The organism is Neorhizobium vignae, assembly GCF_000732195.1.
GTDB classification, from domain to species: domain Bacteria; phylum Pseudomonadota; class Alphaproteobacteria; order Rhizobiales; family Rhizobiaceae; genus Neorhizobium; species Neorhizobium vignae.
Genome location: NZ_JNNU01000016.1, coordinates 88,093 through 106,362 on the forward strand (window position 1 = coordinate 88,093; position 18,270 = coordinate 106,362).

The window sequence follows — 18,270 nt, forward strand, 5'->3', positions numbered from 1 at the left end:
AGGATCCAGATTGCGGCATGACTGCCAGTATTCATGAAGTAGCGGAAAACAGGCTGGCGACGGAAAACCGGACCGACGTTCCCTCCGGACGACTGCCAGTCCGGTGGCTCCCGCTTCCTTAACAGGCGTTGGCCAGGGCCGGATTTCTCAGAGGGCGAGTTCGCGCCGGAGCGTTTCCAGGCGTTCCATGGCAACAACGCCATCGGTAATCGACGGTGCGGGTGTTGTCGCCCCCGCAAGCGCGGGGACCACATCGGCCAGCAACGAATGGTAACCCTTCGGATCCTCGTTGGCTGCAGCGGTGAAGTTCGGCTTCCACGCCAGCGTGTCGCAGTCCTCCTTCAGCGTTGCGCCCAGGTCGTCGATCTTGAAGGGCGGATTGCGATGCCAGCGGATTTCGATCACGTCCTCCACCTCGATACGCTGATGGTCGCCCATCAGCTCGATCCGCTCGACCGGCGTGCCGCGCGACTGGATCGTACCCATGGCGATGTTGCCGATCGCTCCGCATTCGAACTCAAAGGCGACATGGAAGAGCAGTCGGCCCGGAGTTTTTTCCACCTTGCGGGTCGAGATCGAACGAACCGGCGACACGAGAAAGGACGCCAGATCCATGTAGTGAACGCAGTGATGCAGGAAAAAGCCGGTATAATCGACATTGCCGGCAAAATAGCCCGGTGCCGTCATGTAATAACCGGTCAGCCCGAGCACGTCCCCGAAGCGGCCGGACTTGACGATATTCGCCGCCATGCGGTTGCCGATCGAATAGCGCTTCATGAAGCCGAGCAGCAGCGGCTTCTTTGCCTTTTCCGAAGCGGCCAGAAGCTCCCGCGCCCCGGCGGCGGAACCCGATGGCGGTTTTTCCATGAAGACAGGCAAGCCCCGTTCGAGCGCCGCCTTGCCGAAGGCGAGATGCTGATCCGGGCCGACGGCCATCCCGACCGCATCGATGCCGTGGGTCGAAAGCAGGGTTTGCGCGTCCGTCGTCAGGTTGGCAACGCCGAATTGCCGGCCGGCGTCCTTCAGGCGTTTGCCGTCGATGTCGCACAGCGCGACGATCTCGACGTCGTGGCGCACGAGTTGGGGAAGCAGCATCTGGGTTGCGTGAACGCCGCAACCGATCCAACCGATTTTCAAAGTCATCGACGATATTCCGTAAGCAGGAGATGGGATTTCATGAATGCGCTCGCGGCCGCGAGGCGATCGCTCTCGTCCTCGTGGGGCGGGCGCCATTGGGCAAACGGCACACCGAAGCGGTCGTCATTGCGCCGGAACGGTTCCAGCGAGACCGGCCCCTTGTAACCGATCTCGTGAAGCGCCCGGCAGACATCGACCCAATCGGTAGAGCCCGTGCCTGGAAAGCCGCGGTGATTTTCATTGGCCTGGAAATGCACCAGCCGGCCACCGGCTAGCCGGATGGCCTCGGCGATCGAGCTTTCCTCCATGTGCATGTGGAAGGTGTCGAGCATCAGCTTGACGGCTGGGTGATCGACGGCATCCAGCAGTTCCATCGCCTGTTTCGTGGTGCAAAGAACGTCGCTTTCGAAGCGGTTGAGCGGCTCGACGGCCAGCACAACACCCATTTTGGCAGCGTGGTCTCCGGCTTGCCTCAGGCCTTTGACGCAACGCTCCTTGCGGGCCAGCCGTTCGGCCTCGTCGACCGGCTGCGGGGCACGGCCGGCAAACACGAGAGGATTGCCGGTCAGCGGCCCGCCGACGATCTTCGAACCGAGGCCTGCCGCGCAATCGGCGGTGTATTTCAGGTATTCGACACCGGCCCGATGGGCTTCGCCATCGGCCGACGCAAGGTTACGCTGGAGGTTGACGCGGGCTGCGAGCACGACGCCGAGACCGGCATCGTCGAGCGCCTTCTTCGTTTCCCTGATGTCGAGTTCGCCGGCTTCCGGGACCAGAAGCTCCACGAAGTCAAAACCGTGCTGACGCATCTTTGCAAACAGCGGAAAATGCTCGGCCGTGAAGGGCCTGGCATACTGCATGGAAATCAACCCGATGGGGTTCATCGTATCGTCCTCTTTTACATTCCGTTTCGTCGGCTGCGCCGACCAATCCCTGCTCTCATCCCTTGACCGCGCCCTGGGTCAGCCCACCGATCAGGCGCCGCTGCACGAGAAGGAAAAGGATGGTCGCAGGCATTGCGCCGACGACTGCGCCGGCCGCCAGCAGTCCCCATTCGATCTGGTATTCGCCGATCAGCGTCTGGATCGCGACCGTGACCGGGCGCACGTTCCTCCCGCCGAGCGTCAGCGCATAAAGATATTCGTTCCAGGCGGTGATGAAGATGTAGATGCCGGTCGAGATGATGCCCGGCATGGTCAGCGGCAGGACTATCTTGCGCAGCGCCGACAGGCGCGAACATCCGTCGGTCATCGCCGCTTCGTCGAGGCTTTTCGGGATGGCGCCGATATAGCTTGTCAGCATCCACACCGCGAACGGGATCGCCACCGTCGCATTGGCGAGGATCAGGCCGAAATGGGTATCGAGGATGTTGAAGCGGCGCATCAAAACGAAGAGGGGCAGGATGAGCAGCACGATCGGGAACATGTTGATCAGCAGGAACTGCAGCATCAACAGCTTGCGGCCCGGAAAACGAAAGCGCGAGAAGGCATAGGCCGCCGTGACAGAGACGATAAGCCCGACGACAACCGTGCCGGCGGCGATGATCAGGCTGTCCAGCATGTTCTTGAGGAAGGATGTCTGCTCGATGAGCCGCACGTAGTTGTCGAGGCTCCAGCCGAGCGGCGAAAGCGACACGCCCGTCGCACTCAACACCGCGGTCGGCGTCAGCGATGTCAGGATCATCCAGGCAAAGGGCGCCATGGCGAAGAGGACGATCAGCAGGACCGGAAGGTCGGTGGTGATGATCCGGCGAAGTGCACTTTGTTTCATCGTTCCACCTCGCGCATCGTACGGGAGAGATAGAGAACCACAAAGGCGCCGAGCAGGATCGTGAAGGTGACGGCGATCGCGGTGCCGTATCCGAAATCAAGGTTCTGGCGCGCCTTGACGAAGGCATAAAGCGGCAAGGTATGCGTGGCATAACCGGGGCCGCCGCCGGTCATGACGAAGATGACATCCATGGAATTGGCGACCCAGATTACCCGCAGCAAACCGGCGGTGGCAAGCACCGGCGCGATGCCCGGCAGCGTGATATGGACGAACTGCCGCCAGGTGGAAGCACCATCGATCGACGCCGCTTCATATTGGCTGCGCGGAATACCCTGAAGACCGGCAAGGATCATCACCGCGAAGAAGGGAAAACCCTGCCAGGTCAGGGTGGCGATGATCGCATAGATCGCCACTTTCGGATCGGCGAGCCACGGAACTGCGGACTGGACGATCGACAGGTAGATGAGGATGTCGTTGAGCACGCCCGTATTCGGATCATAGATCCAGCGCCACATCAGAGCGATCACAACGCTCGGCAGCGCCCAGGGAATGATGATGAGCGCCCGTGCCAGTCCACGCCAGGGAAACTCGCGATTGAGAAGCAGGGCCGCGACAAGCCCGAGCCCCATCTGCAATGGTACGGTCAATCCGATCCAGATGATGGTGTTCCACAACGCCGTCCAGAAGACCGGATCGTTGAACAGCTTGACGTAGTTGCCGAAGCCTACGAACTTGCTGGCATTGGGGCGAAACAGGATCAGGTCGTAGAAGCTGGTGAAGACGGCCTGCGCCATCGGCATGAAGACGATGACGACGGTCACCACGACAGCCGGTGCAAGCAGCCAGTACGGCAGAAGCCGTTCCGAATGCCAGCTGAACAGCGTGCGGCGCTCCACGGGAGAAGGGTTCGATCGGGACATGCGCATCCAGCCTCGAGGCGGGGAAAGAGGTCCCGACACAGGACGTGCCGGGACCGGAGGCGACTTTTACTGGGCGAACAGCGTCTGCAGCTGTTCCATCATCTGCTTGGGCGTGATCTGGCCGGTCAGCGCCTGCTGCATGTTCGTCTGCCAGGCCGTGTTGACGAATTCGGAGACCGCCGAGGTCTGCGGCAGCACCCTGGCGAACGGCAAGGATTGTACGGTTGCTTCGACGAAACGGCGCTCATGGAGTTTCCAGTCGGCAGAGCCGCTCTTTGTGACGGTCAGCTGGCCTGTCGCTCCGTTGAAGGCGACGTTGTTCTGCCCTTCGGCCAGGAAGGAAATCCACTTCCAGGCAGCGTCCTTGACCGAGGACGAGGAGAAGATCGCAAGCGACTCGTCGCCGTAGGACGTCCATTGACCATTGCCGCATTTCGGAACCGGCACGGCGGAAACCTTGTCGCCGAGGGCAGCAACGAGATCCTTGGACGAACCGATATGGTGGATGGTCATGGCCGTCTTGCCGGATTTGAACGCGGCGACGATTTCCTGGAAACCATCATTCGGCGCGGACGGCGGAATGACCTTGTCCTTCTGGAAGAGATCGACCAGCCATTGATTGGCGGCGATCGCCTCGGGCCTGGTCAGGCCACCCGGCTTCAGTTCGGCGCCCTGGGACAGGACGAAGGCGCCCCATTGGTCCCAGCCGCCCTTGCCGCCGCGCAAGCCGAAGCCGTAGGTCTGCGGCGCATTGGTGAGCCTGATCGCCGCATTGCGGAAATCTTCACAGGTCTTGGGTGGCTGCAGACCAGCCGCCTGGAAGAGATCGGTCCGGTAATAGAGATAAAGAACCACGTACTGGATAGGCAGGTAATACTGCTTTCCGTCCGGACCCTTGTTCAGGTCGAGCAGGTTGTCCAGCAGGTCGGCCTTGCCCTTCCACGCGTCGAGTTGCTTGCCGATCGGCTCCAGCGCGCCCATTTCGGCAAGCCGGGGCTGGGCAAAGAGCTTCACCATCGCCGCATCGGGCGCATTGCCGCCGACCAGCGCGGTATAAAGATTATCGTAGTAGCTGTTCCACGGCACGTTCTCGGCTTCGACCTTGATGCCGGGATTGGCTGTCTCGAACTTCTTGACCAGGTCCGACATCGGGTTCGCCGGGTTGTCGAAATGGTACCAGAAGCGGACGGTTTCCGCCCTCGCCTGACCGAACGCGGCCGAAACCGCAAAAGCGGCGCCGAGCGCGAGTGTCTTCAGAAATTTCATAGTCTCCTCCTCTTGATCGTTCACGTCATCGACGTTGTGTCAGTCGCCTTGCTGCACTGCCTGCGGCCGCCAACGCCTCCCGCGCGGCCGAAAGTTCATTGGTGTTTTGCAGGAAACCGTGGATGACGCCCGGCACGACGTGCAGTTCGTCGTCCCGGCCGAGAGCCTTGAGGCGCTGGCTCAGGCTCAAGGTGTCGGAAAGCAGCGGGTCCACCGCCGCCGCCATCAGATAAAGCGGCGGCAGCGTCACCAGGGCCGCATCGGACGCCATGAGGGGGCAGGCAAGCGGATCGTCCCCGACGGCGCGCTCACCGGCATAGAACGACCAGTAGCGCTGCATCTTTCCGCGTGTGAGCCCCGGGCCTTCGGCGAAATGGACGTAGGATGCCGTTTCGAAAGAACGCGCATAAGTGCCGTAAAAGAGCAGCGCGGCATCCGGCAGCCGTCGGCCATCGGATTGTTCATGCAGTATCGCTGCCAGAGCAATGTTGGCTCCCGCCGAGTCGCCGGAAATGACCAGGGGGCCAGGGCGGACGCCCTCGCCGGCGGTCACCTCGAAAAGACCACGCAGCGTTGCAACGATATCCAATAGCCCTGCCGGATAGGGCGCTTCCGGGGCCAGCCGGTAATCGGGCATCACGACCGGCATGCCGCTTTCCAACGCTAGAACCCGCGCGCAACGCTCATGGGTTTCCGGCGAGCAGAAGGCGAAGCCCCCGCCATGCACGAACAGGATGGCGCCATCCGCGGCATCCGGCGGCACGCACACCTTGAGGCGACAGCGGGCCGAACCAAGGCGCGTATCTTGCGCTACCCAAACCTCCCCGACGTTTGCCATGGCTGGCAGATTGACATTCCACCGCATATTGGCAGCAAGCGTCTGTGCACGACCTTCCGCCGGTGGAAGGGTCGTCGGATCCGGCAGAGGTCCGAGTTCCGCCGCAACCCGCAGCGTCAGCGCCAGCATTTCGTCGGAAAGCGTCCCCGGCAGCTGGGAGAGGTCGTTCACTGTGTCGCCTCCGGGAAAACCTCAGGCCCGAGATCGACGATGGTCGCGATATGATGACGCATGGCAGCGGTCGCCCGCGCTATGTCGCCGCTTTCGATCGCGTCGATGATGCTGCGATGCCGCAATGCCGTTGCCTCGAGATCCCGCGCCATCGGGCTGCGAGAAATCTTGAACCGGTGATTGTGCACGAGGCAGCGATGAAGGATCGGATCGAGCGCCGGCAGGTTGGCATCTTCGAAAATGCGCCGATGGAAATCGCGGTCGAAGGCTGCAAGCTCCAATTCGTCACCCGCCGCCGCCGCAAGCAGCATCTTGTCGAGGAAGCCATCGAGTTCCTTGACCAGCGTACGGCTGCGAGCGCGCATGACGCGTGCCATGCCGTTGCCCTCTATCTGCTGGCGCAGCCGGAACATCTCGATTGCCTCGTCTTCCGTGCACTCGGAAACCTGCGTCCCACGATGCCCCCGGCGACGAACCAGCCCTTCCTCCTGAAGCTGCAGGAGCGCCTCGCGGACGGTGCCCTGACTGCACTGGAAGTGGGCCGCAAGCTCGAGTTCCGTAAGGCCGGTTCCCGGCGCCAGCGTTCCGAGCATGATGTCGCGCTTCAACGCATTGAAGGCAGCGCCCGCCTTGGGCGATCTGATCGATGTCGATCTAGCGGAAAAATAGGCCATCTCATTCATCCAGCCGGTTGCGCATTTCAACAACTATCATTATCGATATTGATATCGATAACTGGCGTCAAGCTTGAAAAATAGTCGGGAGGACCTCGTGGCTGGCATAGCGTTGAAGAAAATCCGGAAGTCGTATGGCGCCCTGCAGGTCATCCACGACATCAATATCGAGATCCGAAGCGGCGAATTCCTGGTTCTCGTCGGCCCTTCCGGATGCGGGAAATCGACGCTTCTGCGCATGATCGCCGGGCTGGAGGAGATTTCCGGTGGCGAACTGGATATCGAAGGCCGCACGGTCAACCTGCTTCCGCCGGCCGAGCGCAACATCGCCATGGTCTTTCAGGATTACGCTCTCTACCCGCATATGAGCGTGCGGGAAAACATGTCGTTCGGCCTCAGGATGCGCGGCGGCGACGACCGGGAAATCGAAAGCCGCGTCGGTCAGGCCGCAGATGTCCTCAAGATCAGGGATTATCTCGATCGCCGGCCGGCACAATTGTCGGGCGGCCAGCGCCAGCGCGTCGCCATGGGCCGTGCCATTGTCCGCGAGCCGGCGGCCTTCCTGTTCGACGAACCGCTTTCCAACCTCGACGCGGCGCTGCGCGTCGAGATGCGCCTGGAAATCGCAAAACTGCATAACCGCATGAAGGCGACCACGGTTTATGTCACGCACGATCAGGTGGAGGCCATGACGCTGGCCGACCGCATCGTGGTGATGAACGGCGGCGTGGTGGAGCAGATCGGCAAGCCGCTCGATCTCTATCACAAGCCGTCGAGCCTCTTCGTCGCCCAGTTCATCGGCAGCCCGACCATGAACATCCTGCCGGCGAAGCTCGCCTCCGAGGGAGAACGCCTGACACTTCTGGGAAAGACTGCGGCTGGCAGCATTCCTGGTGCGAGCGCGCTTGCCGGCCAGGAGGTCATGCTTGGAATTCGTCCTGAAGAACTGGCCCCCTGTTCCCCCGAACAGGCCTGGTTCAGCGGTGAACTGATGGTGGCCGAACGGCTCGGCAGCCAGACCTACGGTTATGTCGAAGTGGGCCATTCGAAAATGCTGACGGTCGAGTTCCCCCGAGAGCGCGACATCACGGTCGGCGAAACGATACATGTGAAGGGCAATCCCGCGAGAGTGCACCTGTTCGCCGCCGAGACCGGCAAAAGGCTGAACTGAGCCTGAGCCGTTCACACGATCCGGGAGAACTCCAGCGTGAAGCGAAGGCGACCATCGTAGAAGTTACCCGCCGATGCTGATGCCCAGGATCGCTCCGGCGGCTTCGGATTGGATGTGACGGACGCGGACGGTAAACCGTCTGGCGGTTGCCTCGGCGTGACCATGGTTCATAGTGGCCGCCGGGACCGGCTAAATCAGAGTGGGAAGCATGAATAACAACCTTCAGAGGCTTGATCTTCGTCAGTTGCGGCATTTCATGGCAGTTGTTCACACTGGCAGCTTCAGCATGGCGGCCGAGAATTTGCGGCTCACCCAGCCTGCTCTCAGCAAAAGCATCCGCGGCATGGAACAGGCGCTTGGCGTTCGCCTGCTTGACCGAGGACCGAGCGGAGTTCAGGCGACCCTTTTCGGTCAACGGCTCATCGGCTACAGCGAATTGCTGTTGTCGCTGGCCAACGAAGCCGTCGATGAAATAGACGCGCTCCGCGGCGCCCGCCGTGGCTCCCTTCGAATTGGAAGCATGGCTGCCGCCTTGCGGCAACTTATTCCCGATGCGTTGAACCATTTCGCGGTCTCCCGTCCGGATGTTGGCGTCATGGTGCATGAGGGCATCAATGAAGTCCTGCTTCCCCAGTTGTTCGGCGGAAAGCTCGACATCGTTTTTACTGTAAAACCGAGCGAAATCCTGAATGAGGACTTTGAATGGAAGCTCGTTGCGAGGGAACCCGTGCGAATTGTTGCACATCAATCGCATCCGCTGGCAGATCGTGAGAATCTGACAATCTCTGATCTGGCAGACTATAGCTGGGTCCTGCCGCCGCTCCCCGAAACCGACAGGCTGCTGCTCGAATCTCTTTTCCGCGCGGCCGGCCTACCAAAACCGGTGGTCGCCGTGGAAACGACGTCCATCAATTTTCTCACGTCGATGATCTCGCGCACGCACCATCTGGCTTATCTGACACGAGCGAACCTTCAAGGAAGCGGCCTGGGATTGGTGGCTCTCCAACTGAATGAGATTTCGCTGACGCGCGACATCTATGCAGTTTTTCGCCGCAAGGGCGACGTCCGTCCGACCGTATCGGTACTTCTGCGAGAAATCGAACGATCAAGCGATCTGGGCACGTCCCCTTCGCTGGAATGAACCTTCCGCAGGTCGGAATACTCTCACAAGGTCGCCGTGCTGATGACAGGGCCCGTGAGGGCAGGGCGAAGACTTCCCGAAGAACGAAAACCCCTTGCTCAAAGCAGCAGCCTCTCTCGTCCCGTAACCCAGAGCGGACCGGCTGGACCGAAAAACCATGGCCAGATACCATTTGATAGTCCGGACGCATCGGTTCTCGTATCCAAACCAGCGCTTACCCACGGTTCCGATAACGGAGGCGACGTGTGGTGCGCCTGACCAGCTGCCGAAACTCTCACGATTCCAGCCTGTGCCGAATGGTTTCAGCGACGGGAACTTTCCATGCGACCGCGGTTAGAAGGCCGCAATGAAAAACTGAGAGGAAACACTTCATGATCGCCAAACGTCTCGCTGCGAGCGCCCTCGCGCTCGGTCTTGCTACTTCTGCATTCTCACAGGGTGCTGGTGGTGGTTCCGGCACCGGTGGTTCGGGTTCGACCGGCTCTTTGGGCGCCGGAACCGGAGCCGGGACGGCGACCGATACGACCGCGCCCGGAACGTCGGCAACAGGTAACGCCAACACGCAGGGCGCAGGGACGGCCGGAAGCAGCAACGCCAATTGCGGCAAGAGCCCGACGACTGCGGGAGCCGCCGGCACCAACGCATCCACCTCCAACCCCAACAGCCCAACCAACCAGGCAAATTCCTGCTGACACGACGGGCAGATTTCGTCGTTCAAAGCCCCGCCGCCATATTGGCTGCGGGGCTTTTCTACGTTCCGGCTGATCGAGGGCGCCTCATGAGCCAAGATTGCGGTCGTTCATGCGCCCCGCGAACAGAGGTACCTCCTCGATATTCGCCAACACGCGCTCCTTCAGCAGGAATCGGCGCACATTCTCTCGGATTGCCGGCAAGGGGAAGACGCCTTGGGCGGCCAGGCGACAAGCTTTGGACAACACCTCGTATGTGTCACCTCTTTTGTCGATTGGCCACTCGTCGAGAAAGTCGAAGACCTCTTCCAGGCTGGCAAGCTCTTGAATATAATGAGATGTTTTCACAAACAGCGGCTTTTCAAAAAACGTGTTAGCCATCGCGACCTCCTTTCCTTTTCGCCGTGGACCGCAGACTGATTTAGGAGATGAAGCGGTAGGTTCAAGACACCGAGGTTGTTCGTCCGAGAGAGCATTTTGGGACGCGATGAGGCGATCCGTCAGGCGCAAACCGGCCAGTTTTACAGTTCTGTGACAGAAATGAAAGAAAGCTGGAAAACTCTGTAACCGGCCTGACACGATAGCGCTCTAAGGAACCGTAAACGCCTTCGCACTTGCGAAAGGTATTTTGCGAGACCGGAGAGTTGCCGTGAAGATCATCCAGATTACCGACACCCATTTCAGCCCGGAGAAGTCGCATTTCAACGGCAATTGGGCGCCGCTGCTGACCTGGATGGAGGATACCCGGGCCGATCTCATCATCCATACAGGGGATCTGACCGTCGATGGCGCAGACAAGCCGGGCGACATCACCTTCTGCATGGACCTGATGCGGCAGACTTCGATCCCGATGCTGATCCTGCCCGGCAACCACGATGTCGGGCATTCGCCCGGTTCCGCGCAGCCGGTCAACGCCGAGCGCCTCGAGCGCTGGCGGGAACTCGCAGGAGACGACCGTTGGTTTCACGACGCCGGCGAATGGCGTCTCGTCGGGCTCAATTCGCTACTCCTCGGTCAGGAAAACGAAGAAGAAGAGGCCCAATTCGAATGGCTGACCAAAACCCTGGAAGAGCGGAACAGCCGCCGCATCGCCCTCTTCGCCCACAAGCCACTGTTCGTCGACGAACCGCATGAGGGCGATACCGGTTACTGGGGCGCGCGGCCGAAGGAGCGCGCCCGGCTCTTCGACCTGTTCGCCGCGCATGACGTGGCACTTTTTGCCAGTGGCCACCTGCATTGGGCATGGCAGGGCCGCCATGAGAATATGGCACTCACCTGGGGTCCCTCGGCCGCCTTCATCATCGACAAGTTGGAGCGTGAAATGCCGGGAGAGCGTCTGATCGGCGCCGCCGTTCACACCTTCGGCGACGACGTAAAGACCGAGATCGTCGCCGTGCCGGGTATGACCGCTTATGTCATCGACGATGTTATCGACGAGATTTATCCGCGTCCGGTAAAGACGGAGGCGGCCGAATGACCGCCCTTTCGCTTCGCGGCCTCGAAAAGTCGTTCTCCGGCAATCCGATCCTCAAGGGCGTCAGCTTTGACGCCGGTCCGGGCGAGTTCATTGCCCTCGTCGGCCCTTCCGGCTGCGGCAAGAGCACGCTGCTGCGCATCCTTGCCGGCCTCGAAGGCGCTGACGCCGGCGAAATCATGCTTGGCGACCGCGACCTGTTGCCGGTGCCGGCGGCAGACCGCAACATTGCCATGGTCTTCCAGTCCTACGCGCTTTATCCGCATCTGACGGCGGCGCAGAACATCGCCGTGCCGCTGGTCATGCGCAAGCTGACGCGGGCGCAGCGCCTGCCGCTGATCGGCCCGCTAATGCCCGGCCAGCGCAAGGCGGTGGCCGCGATCAAGCGCGACGTGCGCGAGATGGCGGTGTCGCTGAAGATCGACCATCTGCTCGATCGCAAGCCCGGCCAGATGTCCGGCGGCCAGCGCCAGCGCGTCGCGCTCGGCCGCGCCATGGTGCGCCGCCCCTCCGTCTTCCTGATGGACGAACCGCTTTCCAACCTGGACGCCAACCTGCGCGTCCACGCCCGTGGCGAGATCGTCGAACTGCACCGCCGCGCCGGCGTGCCGACGCTCTATGTCACCCATGACCAGGCGGAAGCACTGTCCATGGCCGACCGCGTTGCGGTGATGATCGGCGGGTCGCTGCTGCAGCTCGCCTCGCCGCAGGTGATCTACGACGATCCGGCGCATATCGAGGTGGCCCGTTTCATCGGCCAGCCGCGCATCAACCTTTTTCCGTCGCAGGTCGGGGCCGATGGCACGATAGGGTTCGGCGATATCCGGGTGGGACTACACCGTGAGACGGTTCCTGCGGGCGCTTCCGTGACGATCGGCATTCGGCCGGAATTCATCCGCGTCTCCCGCAGCGGGCAGCAGGGCCTGCCGGCACGCATCGACCGCATCGAGTTCCTGGGCTCCGAGATCATCCTCTACTGCCGCCTGGATGCGATCGGCGAACCCGCGGTCGTCAAGCTTTCGCCTGCCGAAGGCGACGGTCTCGCCGCCGGCATGCCGGTGCGTCTCGACTTCTCGGCCGGCCATCTCTTCGTCTTTGCCGAGAACGGCCGCCGCTTGCCCTCGACACCGGTCGATGCTCCCGCCAGCTTGGAGACGGCTCATGGCTGAGGCGATCGCTGCTCCACTCCCGGTGGTCAGAAAACCTTCCCGCTCGGCCGCCGAACGGCAGGAGGCGCGCGCAGCACTCGTGCTGTCGCTGCCGGCAATGGTTCTTCTGTTCGTCTTCATCCTGCTGCCGGTGGCGGTGGTGATCCTGTTCGGATTTACCGACTACGAGCTCGGTTATGCGGGTTTCCGCTTCGTCGGCTTCGACAACTACACCGAGCTCTTCACGAACCGGACCTTCCGCCGCTCGCTGTGGAACACGACGGTCTATACCGCGATCGTCGCACCGATCTCGATCTTCATGGCGCTCGGCCTTGCGATGCTGATCGAAAGCGAGAATATCGGCCGTTCCCTCTTTCGAACCGCCTATTTCCTGCCGGTTGCCTCGCTGCTCGTCGCCATGGCGACGGTCTGGCAATATCTGTTCCATCCGACAATCGGCCCGATCAACGCGCTTCTGGCGCTCGGCGGCCTGCCGCGTCCCAACTGGCTCGGCGCCTCGACATCCGTCCTCTACAGCCTGTCGATCATCGGTATCTGGCAATCGGTCGGTTTCAATCTCGTCCTGTTCCTGGCCGGCCTTACCGCAATCCCCCGCGATCTCTATCACGCCGCGCATGTCGACGGCGCCCGCTCCGCCTTCGACCGGTTCCGGCTGGTCACCTGGCCAATGCTCGGGCCGACGACGCTGTTCGTCACGACGATCAGCATCATCAATGCGGTCAAGGTCTTCGAGACGGTCAAGACGCTGACCGAGGGCGGGCCGAACAAGGCTTCCGAAGTGTTGCTTTTTACCATCTACCAGGAAGGGTTCGTCTACCTGAAGGTCGGCTACGCCTCGGCGATGACGGTCGTCTTCCTGCTCATCCTGGTGGTGCTGATGTTCCTGCAATACCGCGTCCAGGACAAGCAGGTGCATTACTCATGAACGCTTCAGCCTTCACTCTCGGGCGTGCCGTCCGCCTGTCGATCCTGATCTTCGGGGCGGTGATCTTCCTCGCCCCCTACGTCTTCATGATCTCGACCGCCGGCAAGGCGCAGAGCGACATCTTTTCCTCGTCGCTGTCGCTCATCCCGCAGCACTGGTCCTATGTCGCCAACTTCACCAAGGCGCTGACCCGTGTCTCGATGACGACGCTGCTGTGGAACGGCGTGGTGGTCTGCGCGCTGATCTTCGTCTTCCAGGTCATGATCGCCATCCCCTGCGCCTATGCCATGGCCAAGCTGAAGTTCCGCGCCGCAAGGCTGATGATGGTGCTCGTCATGCTCGGCCTTTTGGTGCCGATCCATGCCACCGCTCTGCCCCTCTATGTCGCCTTCGACCGCCTGGCGGTGCTAAACAGCTATTTTGCGCTGGTCGCCCCCTTCACCATCTCGGTCTTCGGCATCTTCCTCTTCCTGCAGTTCTTCCGTGCGATACCGGACGATCTGATCCATGCAGCCCGGCTCGACGGCATGTCGGAACTCGGCATTATCGGCCGCGTGATCGTGCCCAACGCCTGGCCGGCGATCACCGCGTTCGCGATCTTCTCGGTCGTCGCGCACTGGAACGACCTCTACTGGCCGTTGATCGTCGTTTCCAACCAGGCATATGCGACGCCGCCGCTCGGTCTCCTCTATTTCCGCGCCGCCGAGGCCGGCGACGACTACGGCGCGCTGATGGCCGCCACGCTGATCATCACCACTCCCCTCGTTGCGGCTTTCCTTCTGGCACAGAAGCGCTTCGTCGAGGGCATCACCATGACCGGTCTCAAAGGCTGACCGGCATCAACCAGGAGACTATGCGATGAAGCATCTCACCAAGTTTTTCGCCGCCGCGGCGATTGCCATGACGGTGTCGCTTCCGGCCCATGCCGAGACGACATTGACCGTGCATTATCCCATGCCCGGCTTCTTCAAGGACGTGATGGACACGATCTCGAAGAAGTTCATGGAAGAAAATCCGGAAATCAAGATCCAGTTCGCCAACCCGTCCGCGACGTATGAAGAGGGCATCCAGCTCATCATGCGCCAGGCCGGCACGGCGGAAATGCCGGACCTGACCTTCATCGGCCTCAACCGCCTGCGCATGGTTCAGGAGCGCGACCTGCCCGTCGACCTCGCTCCCTTCATCGCCAAGGAAGGCGATATGGGCAAGCTCGGCTTTTCCGACAACATCCTGAAGCTCGCCCAGGTCAAGGGCAAGCAGGTCGGCCTCGCCTTCGCGACGTCGAACCCGATCATGTATTACAATGCCGACCTGGTGAAGGCTGCCGGCGGCAATCCGGACGTTCCTCCGAAGACCTGGGACGAAGTCATCGCGCTCGGTGCCAAGATCAAGGCGCTCGGCAACGGCGTCGAAGGCATCGACTTCCGCTGGCAGGGTGACGACTGGATGTTCTCGGCACTCCTGTTCGGCGCCGGCGGTCAGATGCTGAGCGCCGACGAAAAGTCCGTCGCTTTCGCCGGACCGGAAGGCCTGAAGGCTGTCGAAACGCTCGACCGCATGGTCAAGCAGGGCGGCCTGCCCGTTTTCACGGCCCAGGCCGGTGAACAGGCCTTCTTTGCCGGCAAGGTCGGCATCGAGTTCAAGACGACCGGCGCCCTGCGCAACACGATCAAGAGCGTCGGCGACAAATTCGACCTGCGCACCGCGCAGATCCCGCTGATCGATCCGGTCAAGGGCAAGCTGCCGACCGGCGGCAACGCCGTCGTCATCCTCGCCCGCAATGCCGAAAAGCAGCAGGCCGCCTGGAAGTTCGCCAAGTTCGCCGCCGGCCCCTACGGCGCCTCGGTCGTCGTTCCGGGCACCGGCTACGTTCCCAACAACGAGCTTGCCGCCAAGTCGCCGGAGTACCTCGGCAATTTCTACAAGGAAAACCCGCTCTTCGTCGCCGGCCTCAGCCAGATGGACCGCATGGTTCCCTGGTACGCCTTCCCGGGCACCAACGGCGTCAAGGTCACCCAGGCAATCGTCGAGAACCTGTCGCGTATCGTCGAGCAGCAGGCTACCCCGAAGGAAGCGCTCGAAGATGCCGCTTCCGAAGTGAAGGGTTTACTGCCGCGCAGCTAAACTCCAATCCGGCCTAACCGCACCACGAGCCGTCGCTTCCGATCGGAAGCGGCGGTTTTCCTTTTTTTGACGAAGCGTTACCGGATTGCCTGCACCGTGCCGCCCCGGCGCAGCATATAGGCAACGTCGAGATGCCGGGCGGGCGCCGCATTCTCGGCCATGTCCAGCAGCAGCGAGGCCGCCGCCGCCCCCATGCTCGCGTCCGGCATCTCCACCGTCGTCAGCGGCGGGTCCATCAGCCGTCCGATGGCGATCCCGTCGAAACCGGCCACCGAAATATCGCGTGGTACGGAAAGTCCCTCGCGCCGCAGCGCACTGATGACGCCCAGTGCGAGAAGATCATTTGAGGCGATGATCGCCGTCGGCGACACGGTCGCGAGTGCAGCGCTGAGATCGAGTTGGTCGTAGCCGTTGAGGAAGGAAATCTCGACCGCTTCCAAGGGTGCAAATCCATTCTTGATCATCGCATCGCGATAACCCTCATGCCGGCGACGCGCGCGGTCGGAAGCCGCGAAATTTCCCGAGACGAACAGGATGCGCCAATGGCCGAGACCGATCAGCATCTGCGTCAGTTCCCGGCCGGCACCGCGATTGTCCACGGTCACGGCGGCGGGAAAGAGCGAGGTCGGCATGTTGTTGAGAAGCACGGTGGGCGGCAGCGAGGCCATGAGGGCGACGCTCGTGGCGGGATCGCAGACGGTCAGGATCAGGCCCGTCGGCCGGTCGTTGAGAAGCGAGGCGACCGCGTCCGCCTCGCGTGCCGGGTCGTAGTTCGACTGGGCGATCAGCACGCCATGGCCTGCAACCAGCATGCGGTTCTGGATGCTGGAAAGCGACGAGGCGAAGACGGGATTGGTGATGCTGGGGATCAGCACGCCGACCACCGGCCGTTGCCCGGGTCTGCCGGACGCTGAATTGATCGGCCGATATCCGAGTTCTGCCGCCGCGCGGCGAACCCTGCGGGCCATGCGGTCGCTGACATGGCCGTTGCGATTGAGCGCCCGGCTCGCGGTCGCCAGCGAACATCCGGCTCTTATCGCCACCTGCTGCAATGTCGTCATCAGAGAATGCCCTCTTCCGTTTGCCGGGCCTCGGGGCCTGCCGGCTGCAGGTTTCCTCCAGGCATGTAAGAGTTTTATGTCAGCAACGACGGATTTTCCTCGAACCCGGCAAGGCCCGCCTGCCGCCAGGCAATCTTTGAGGGCCATTTTTCCGCTGCCGCGTCGAACCCGAAAAAACTGCACGGCCTGGTGGCTGGCGTGAAACGGGCAAGTGTCGTCCCCGCGGGGATTGACAACAGTCGCCCATGTAATGTTATTACATTTATCAGCCGGACGTAACAGTATAACACATGCAGACCCACCATCGCAGCAGCCATAGATCTAAAGGCAGGTCATGTGCTGTACCCGCCGCTCGGCGTGACAAAAGTTCAAACATTAAGGACGTAACCTCATGAATTTGCCACTCAACCCAAACCGTCTGCTAGCCGCTGTCGCGTCAGGTCTGATCTTTGCGGCTTCCGGAGCGTTTGCCGATGAAGATCGTGAGACGAAGGAAGCATGGCGCCTGTTTGTCGGTGATCACACGAACCCCGTCGTGCGTGCCATCAACTTCGAGAACGGCAAGGAACTCGGCAGCTACGACGTCAAGGGTCCCGCAGCTCTCACCGCCAGCGCGTCCGGCCAGACCGTGTTCGCGACCCAGTCAGATCATGACATCGTTCACGTCATCAAAACCGGCATCGATTTCTCCGATCACGGAGAGCATCGGGATCTGAATGTTTCCGACGTCGGGCTGTTGCCCGTGACCTTCGAGGGCAAGCGTCCCTTCCACGTCGTTCCGCATGACGACCATGCGATCCTCTTTTACGATCGAGGCGGCAAGGCGGATATCATCGACGAAACAGCTCTTCTTGAAGGCAGGGCTGACGTGAAGACAATCGACACGACGAAGCCGCATCACGGCGTAGCGGTGACGATGGGTCGTTTCGTGCTCGTGTCGGTCCCAAACACTGAAGTCGAAACCAAGCCCGACGAACTGCCTCCGAGGGTCGGTCTTCGCGTCGTCGATGAGGCGGGCAAACAGATCGGCGACGTCGCGAAATGCACCGATCTTCACGGCGAGGCCACCTCTACCCGGCTCGTCGCCTTCGGTTGCAAGGAAGGCGTTCTCCTTGCCCGGCCCGGGGGCCTTGATGGGCCGAGGCTGGAAATGCTCGCTTACCCGGCGGACCTGCCAAAGGGCAGCACCGGGACCTTGCTTGGTGGCAAGGCGATGCAGTTCTTCCTCGGCAACTACGGCGAAGACAAAATCGTCCTGATCGATCCGGACGCCGAGGCGCACTTCCGGCTGATCGGCCTGCCCACCCGCCGCGTCGATTTCCTCCTGGATCCGACAACGCCGCGCAACGCCTACATCCTGACGGAGGACGGTGATCTTCATGTGCTGGACGTGATCAAGGGCGAGATCGTTGGCAAGGCCAAGGTCACCGAGCCCTACAGCAAGGACGGCCATTGGCGTGATCCGCGCCCACGCCTTGCCGTTGCGGACGGCCATATCGTCATTACCGATCCGCGGCACTCGCTGGTTCGGGTTGTCGATGCGCAAAGCCTGAAGGAGGTCCGTACGATTCCCGTCGAAGGCAAGCCCTTCACGATCGTTGCCGTCGGCGGCTCCGGAGCATCGCATTGATGCGATACCATTCGGGTCCGGAATTGCCACGGCAGTTCCGGACCAGGACCTATTTCAGGACGACTATCCAGCAGCTGGCGCCCAATCGACAGCCCTCCCGGATCCTTTTT

The 18,270-nt window shown here is 61.6% G+C and carries 18 protein-coding genes; 9 read left to right on the forward strand and 9 right to left on the reverse strand.

Going from position 1 to position 18,270, the window contains the following annotated elements; all coding sequences use genetic code 11:
• Positions 1–147: 147 nt before the first annotated feature.
• From GQ59_RS23945 to GQ59_RS23975, 7 genes are all read right to left on the reverse strand, one after another.
• Positions 148–1,143 carry a Gfo/Idh/MocA family protein gene (locus GQ59_RS23945; protein WP_037086028.1) on the reverse strand — a complete coding sequence of 332 codons (996 nt, stop codon included), beginning with the start codon at positions 1,141–1,143 and terminating at the stop codon, positions 148–150.
• Positions 1,140–2,021, reverse strand: coding sequence for a sugar phosphate isomerase/epimerase family protein (locus GQ59_RS23950; RefSeq protein WP_037086031.1), 882 nt, complete (start codon positions 2,019–2,021; stop codon positions 1,140–1,142). Before GQ59_RS23950 ends, GQ59_RS23945 begins: the two co-directional genes overlap by 4 nt.
• A gap of 55 nt (positions 2,022–2,076) precedes the next feature.
• Positions 2,077–2,907, reverse strand: coding sequence for a carbohydrate ABC transporter permease (locus tag GQ59_RS23955; protein ID WP_037086033.1), 831 nt, complete (start codon positions 2,905–2,907; stop codon positions 2,077–2,079).
• Complete coding sequence (locus GQ59_RS23960; protein ID WP_037086190.1) at positions 2,904–3,827, reverse strand: carbohydrate ABC transporter permease; 924 nt, start codon at positions 3,825–3,827, stop codon at positions 2,904–2,906. The genes GQ59_RS23955 and GQ59_RS23960 overlap by 4 nt, the downstream gene beginning before the upstream one ends.
• A 66-nt stretch (positions 3,828–3,893) precedes the next feature.
• A complete protein-coding gene (locus GQ59_RS23965) occupies positions 3,894–5,093 on the reverse strand; it encodes an ABC transporter substrate-binding protein (protein ID WP_037086035.1) in 1,200 nt (399 codons plus the stop codon).
• A 25-nt stretch (positions 5,094–5,118) separates the two neighbouring features.
• A complete protein-coding gene (locus GQ59_RS23970; RefSeq protein ID WP_244448045.1) occupies positions 5,119–6,102 on the reverse strand; it encodes an alpha/beta hydrolase in 984 nt (327 codons plus the stop codon).
• A complete protein-coding gene (locus GQ59_RS23975) occupies positions 6,099–6,776 on the reverse strand; it encodes a GntR family transcriptional regulator (protein ID WP_051904182.1) in 678 nt (225 codons plus the stop codon). Before GQ59_RS23975 ends, GQ59_RS23970 begins: the two co-directional genes overlap by 4 nt.
• Before the next feature lie 97 nt (positions 6,777–6,873).
• Between GQ59_RS23975 and GQ59_RS23980 the strand changes: the two genes are divergently transcribed.
• The 3 genes from GQ59_RS23980 (at position 6,874) to GQ59_RS32095 (ending at position 9,780) form a co-directional block, all read left to right on the forward strand.
• Positions 6,874–7,947 carry an ABC transporter ATP-binding protein gene (locus GQ59_RS23980; RefSeq protein WP_037086038.1) on the forward strand — a complete coding sequence of 358 codons (1,074 nt, stop codon included), beginning with the start codon at positions 6,874–6,876 and terminating at the stop codon, positions 7,945–7,947.
• 208 nt (positions 7,948–8,155) lie between these two features.
• Complete coding sequence (locus GQ59_RS23985) at positions 8,156–9,088, forward strand: LysR family transcriptional regulator (RefSeq protein WP_037086041.1); 933 nt, start codon at positions 8,156–8,158, stop codon at positions 9,086–9,088.
• A 371-nt stretch (positions 9,089–9,459) separates the two neighbouring features.
• The gene (locus GQ59_RS32095; RefSeq protein WP_152564444.1) at positions 9,460–9,780 is read left to right on the forward strand and encodes a hypothetical protein; all 321 of its coding nucleotides are present in this window, start codon (positions 9,460–9,462) and stop codon (positions 9,778–9,780) included.
• Between the two features lie 84 nt (positions 9,781–9,864).
• Here GQ59_RS32095 and GQ59_RS23990 read toward each other — a convergent pair whose 3' ends face one another.
• The gene (locus GQ59_RS23990; RefSeq protein WP_037086044.1) at positions 9,865–10,158 is read right to left on the reverse strand and encodes a DUF982 domain-containing protein; all 294 of its coding nucleotides are present in this window, start codon (positions 10,156–10,158) and stop codon (positions 9,865–9,867) included.
• Positions 10,159–10,426: 268 nt separating this feature from the next.
• Here GQ59_RS23990 and GQ59_RS23995 point away from each other — a divergent pair, with 268 nt between their 5' ends.
• Genes GQ59_RS23995 through GQ59_RS24015 form a run of 5 tightly spaced genes read left to right on the forward strand, consistent with a single transcriptional unit; the run spans position 10,427 to position 15,469 of the window.
• Positions 10,427–11,254, forward strand: a complete 828-nt coding sequence (locus GQ59_RS23995) for a metallophosphoesterase family protein (protein WP_037086047.1) — start codon at positions 10,427–10,429, stop codon at positions 11,252–11,254.
• On the forward strand, positions 11,251–12,420 hold the full coding sequence (locus tag GQ59_RS24000) for an ABC transporter ATP-binding protein (protein WP_037086049.1): 1,170 nt from the start codon (positions 11,251–11,253) through the stop codon (positions 12,418–12,420). The genes GQ59_RS23995 and GQ59_RS24000 overlap by 4 nt, the downstream gene beginning before the upstream one ends.
• The gene (locus GQ59_RS24005; protein ID WP_037086052.1) at positions 12,413–13,345 is read left to right on the forward strand and encodes a carbohydrate ABC transporter permease; all 933 of its coding nucleotides are present in this window, start codon (positions 12,413–12,415) and stop codon (positions 13,343–13,345) included. Before GQ59_RS24000 ends, GQ59_RS24005 begins: the two co-directional genes overlap by 8 nt.
• Positions 13,342–14,178: a carbohydrate ABC transporter permease gene (locus GQ59_RS24010; RefSeq protein ID WP_037086054.1), complete on the forward strand. Its 837-nt coding sequence runs from the start codon at positions 13,342–13,344 to the stop codon at positions 14,176–14,178. Before GQ59_RS24005 ends, GQ59_RS24010 begins: the two co-directional genes overlap by 4 nt.
• A gap of 25 nt (positions 14,179–14,203) precedes the next feature.
• The gene (locus GQ59_RS24015; RefSeq protein ID WP_037086056.1) at positions 14,204–15,469 is read left to right on the forward strand and encodes an ABC transporter substrate-binding protein; all 1,266 of its coding nucleotides are present in this window, start codon (positions 14,204–14,206) and stop codon (positions 15,467–15,469) included.
• 77 nt (positions 15,470–15,546) lie between these two features.
• Here GQ59_RS24015 and GQ59_RS24020 read toward each other — a convergent pair whose 3' ends face one another.
• Positions 15,547–16,530 carry a substrate-binding domain-containing protein gene (locus tag GQ59_RS24020; RefSeq protein WP_037086059.1) on the reverse strand — a complete coding sequence of 328 codons (984 nt, stop codon included), beginning with the start codon at positions 16,528–16,530 and terminating at the stop codon, positions 15,547–15,549.
• Positions 16,531–16,921: 391 nt separating this feature from the next.
• Between GQ59_RS24020 and aztD the strand changes: the two genes are divergently transcribed.
• Positions 16,922–18,160: a zinc metallochaperone AztD gene (gene aztD, locus GQ59_RS24025; RefSeq protein WP_037086062.1), complete on the forward strand. Its 1,239-nt coding sequence runs from the start codon at positions 16,922–16,924 to the stop codon at positions 18,158–18,160.
• Positions 18,161–18,270: the final 110 nt, after the last annotated feature.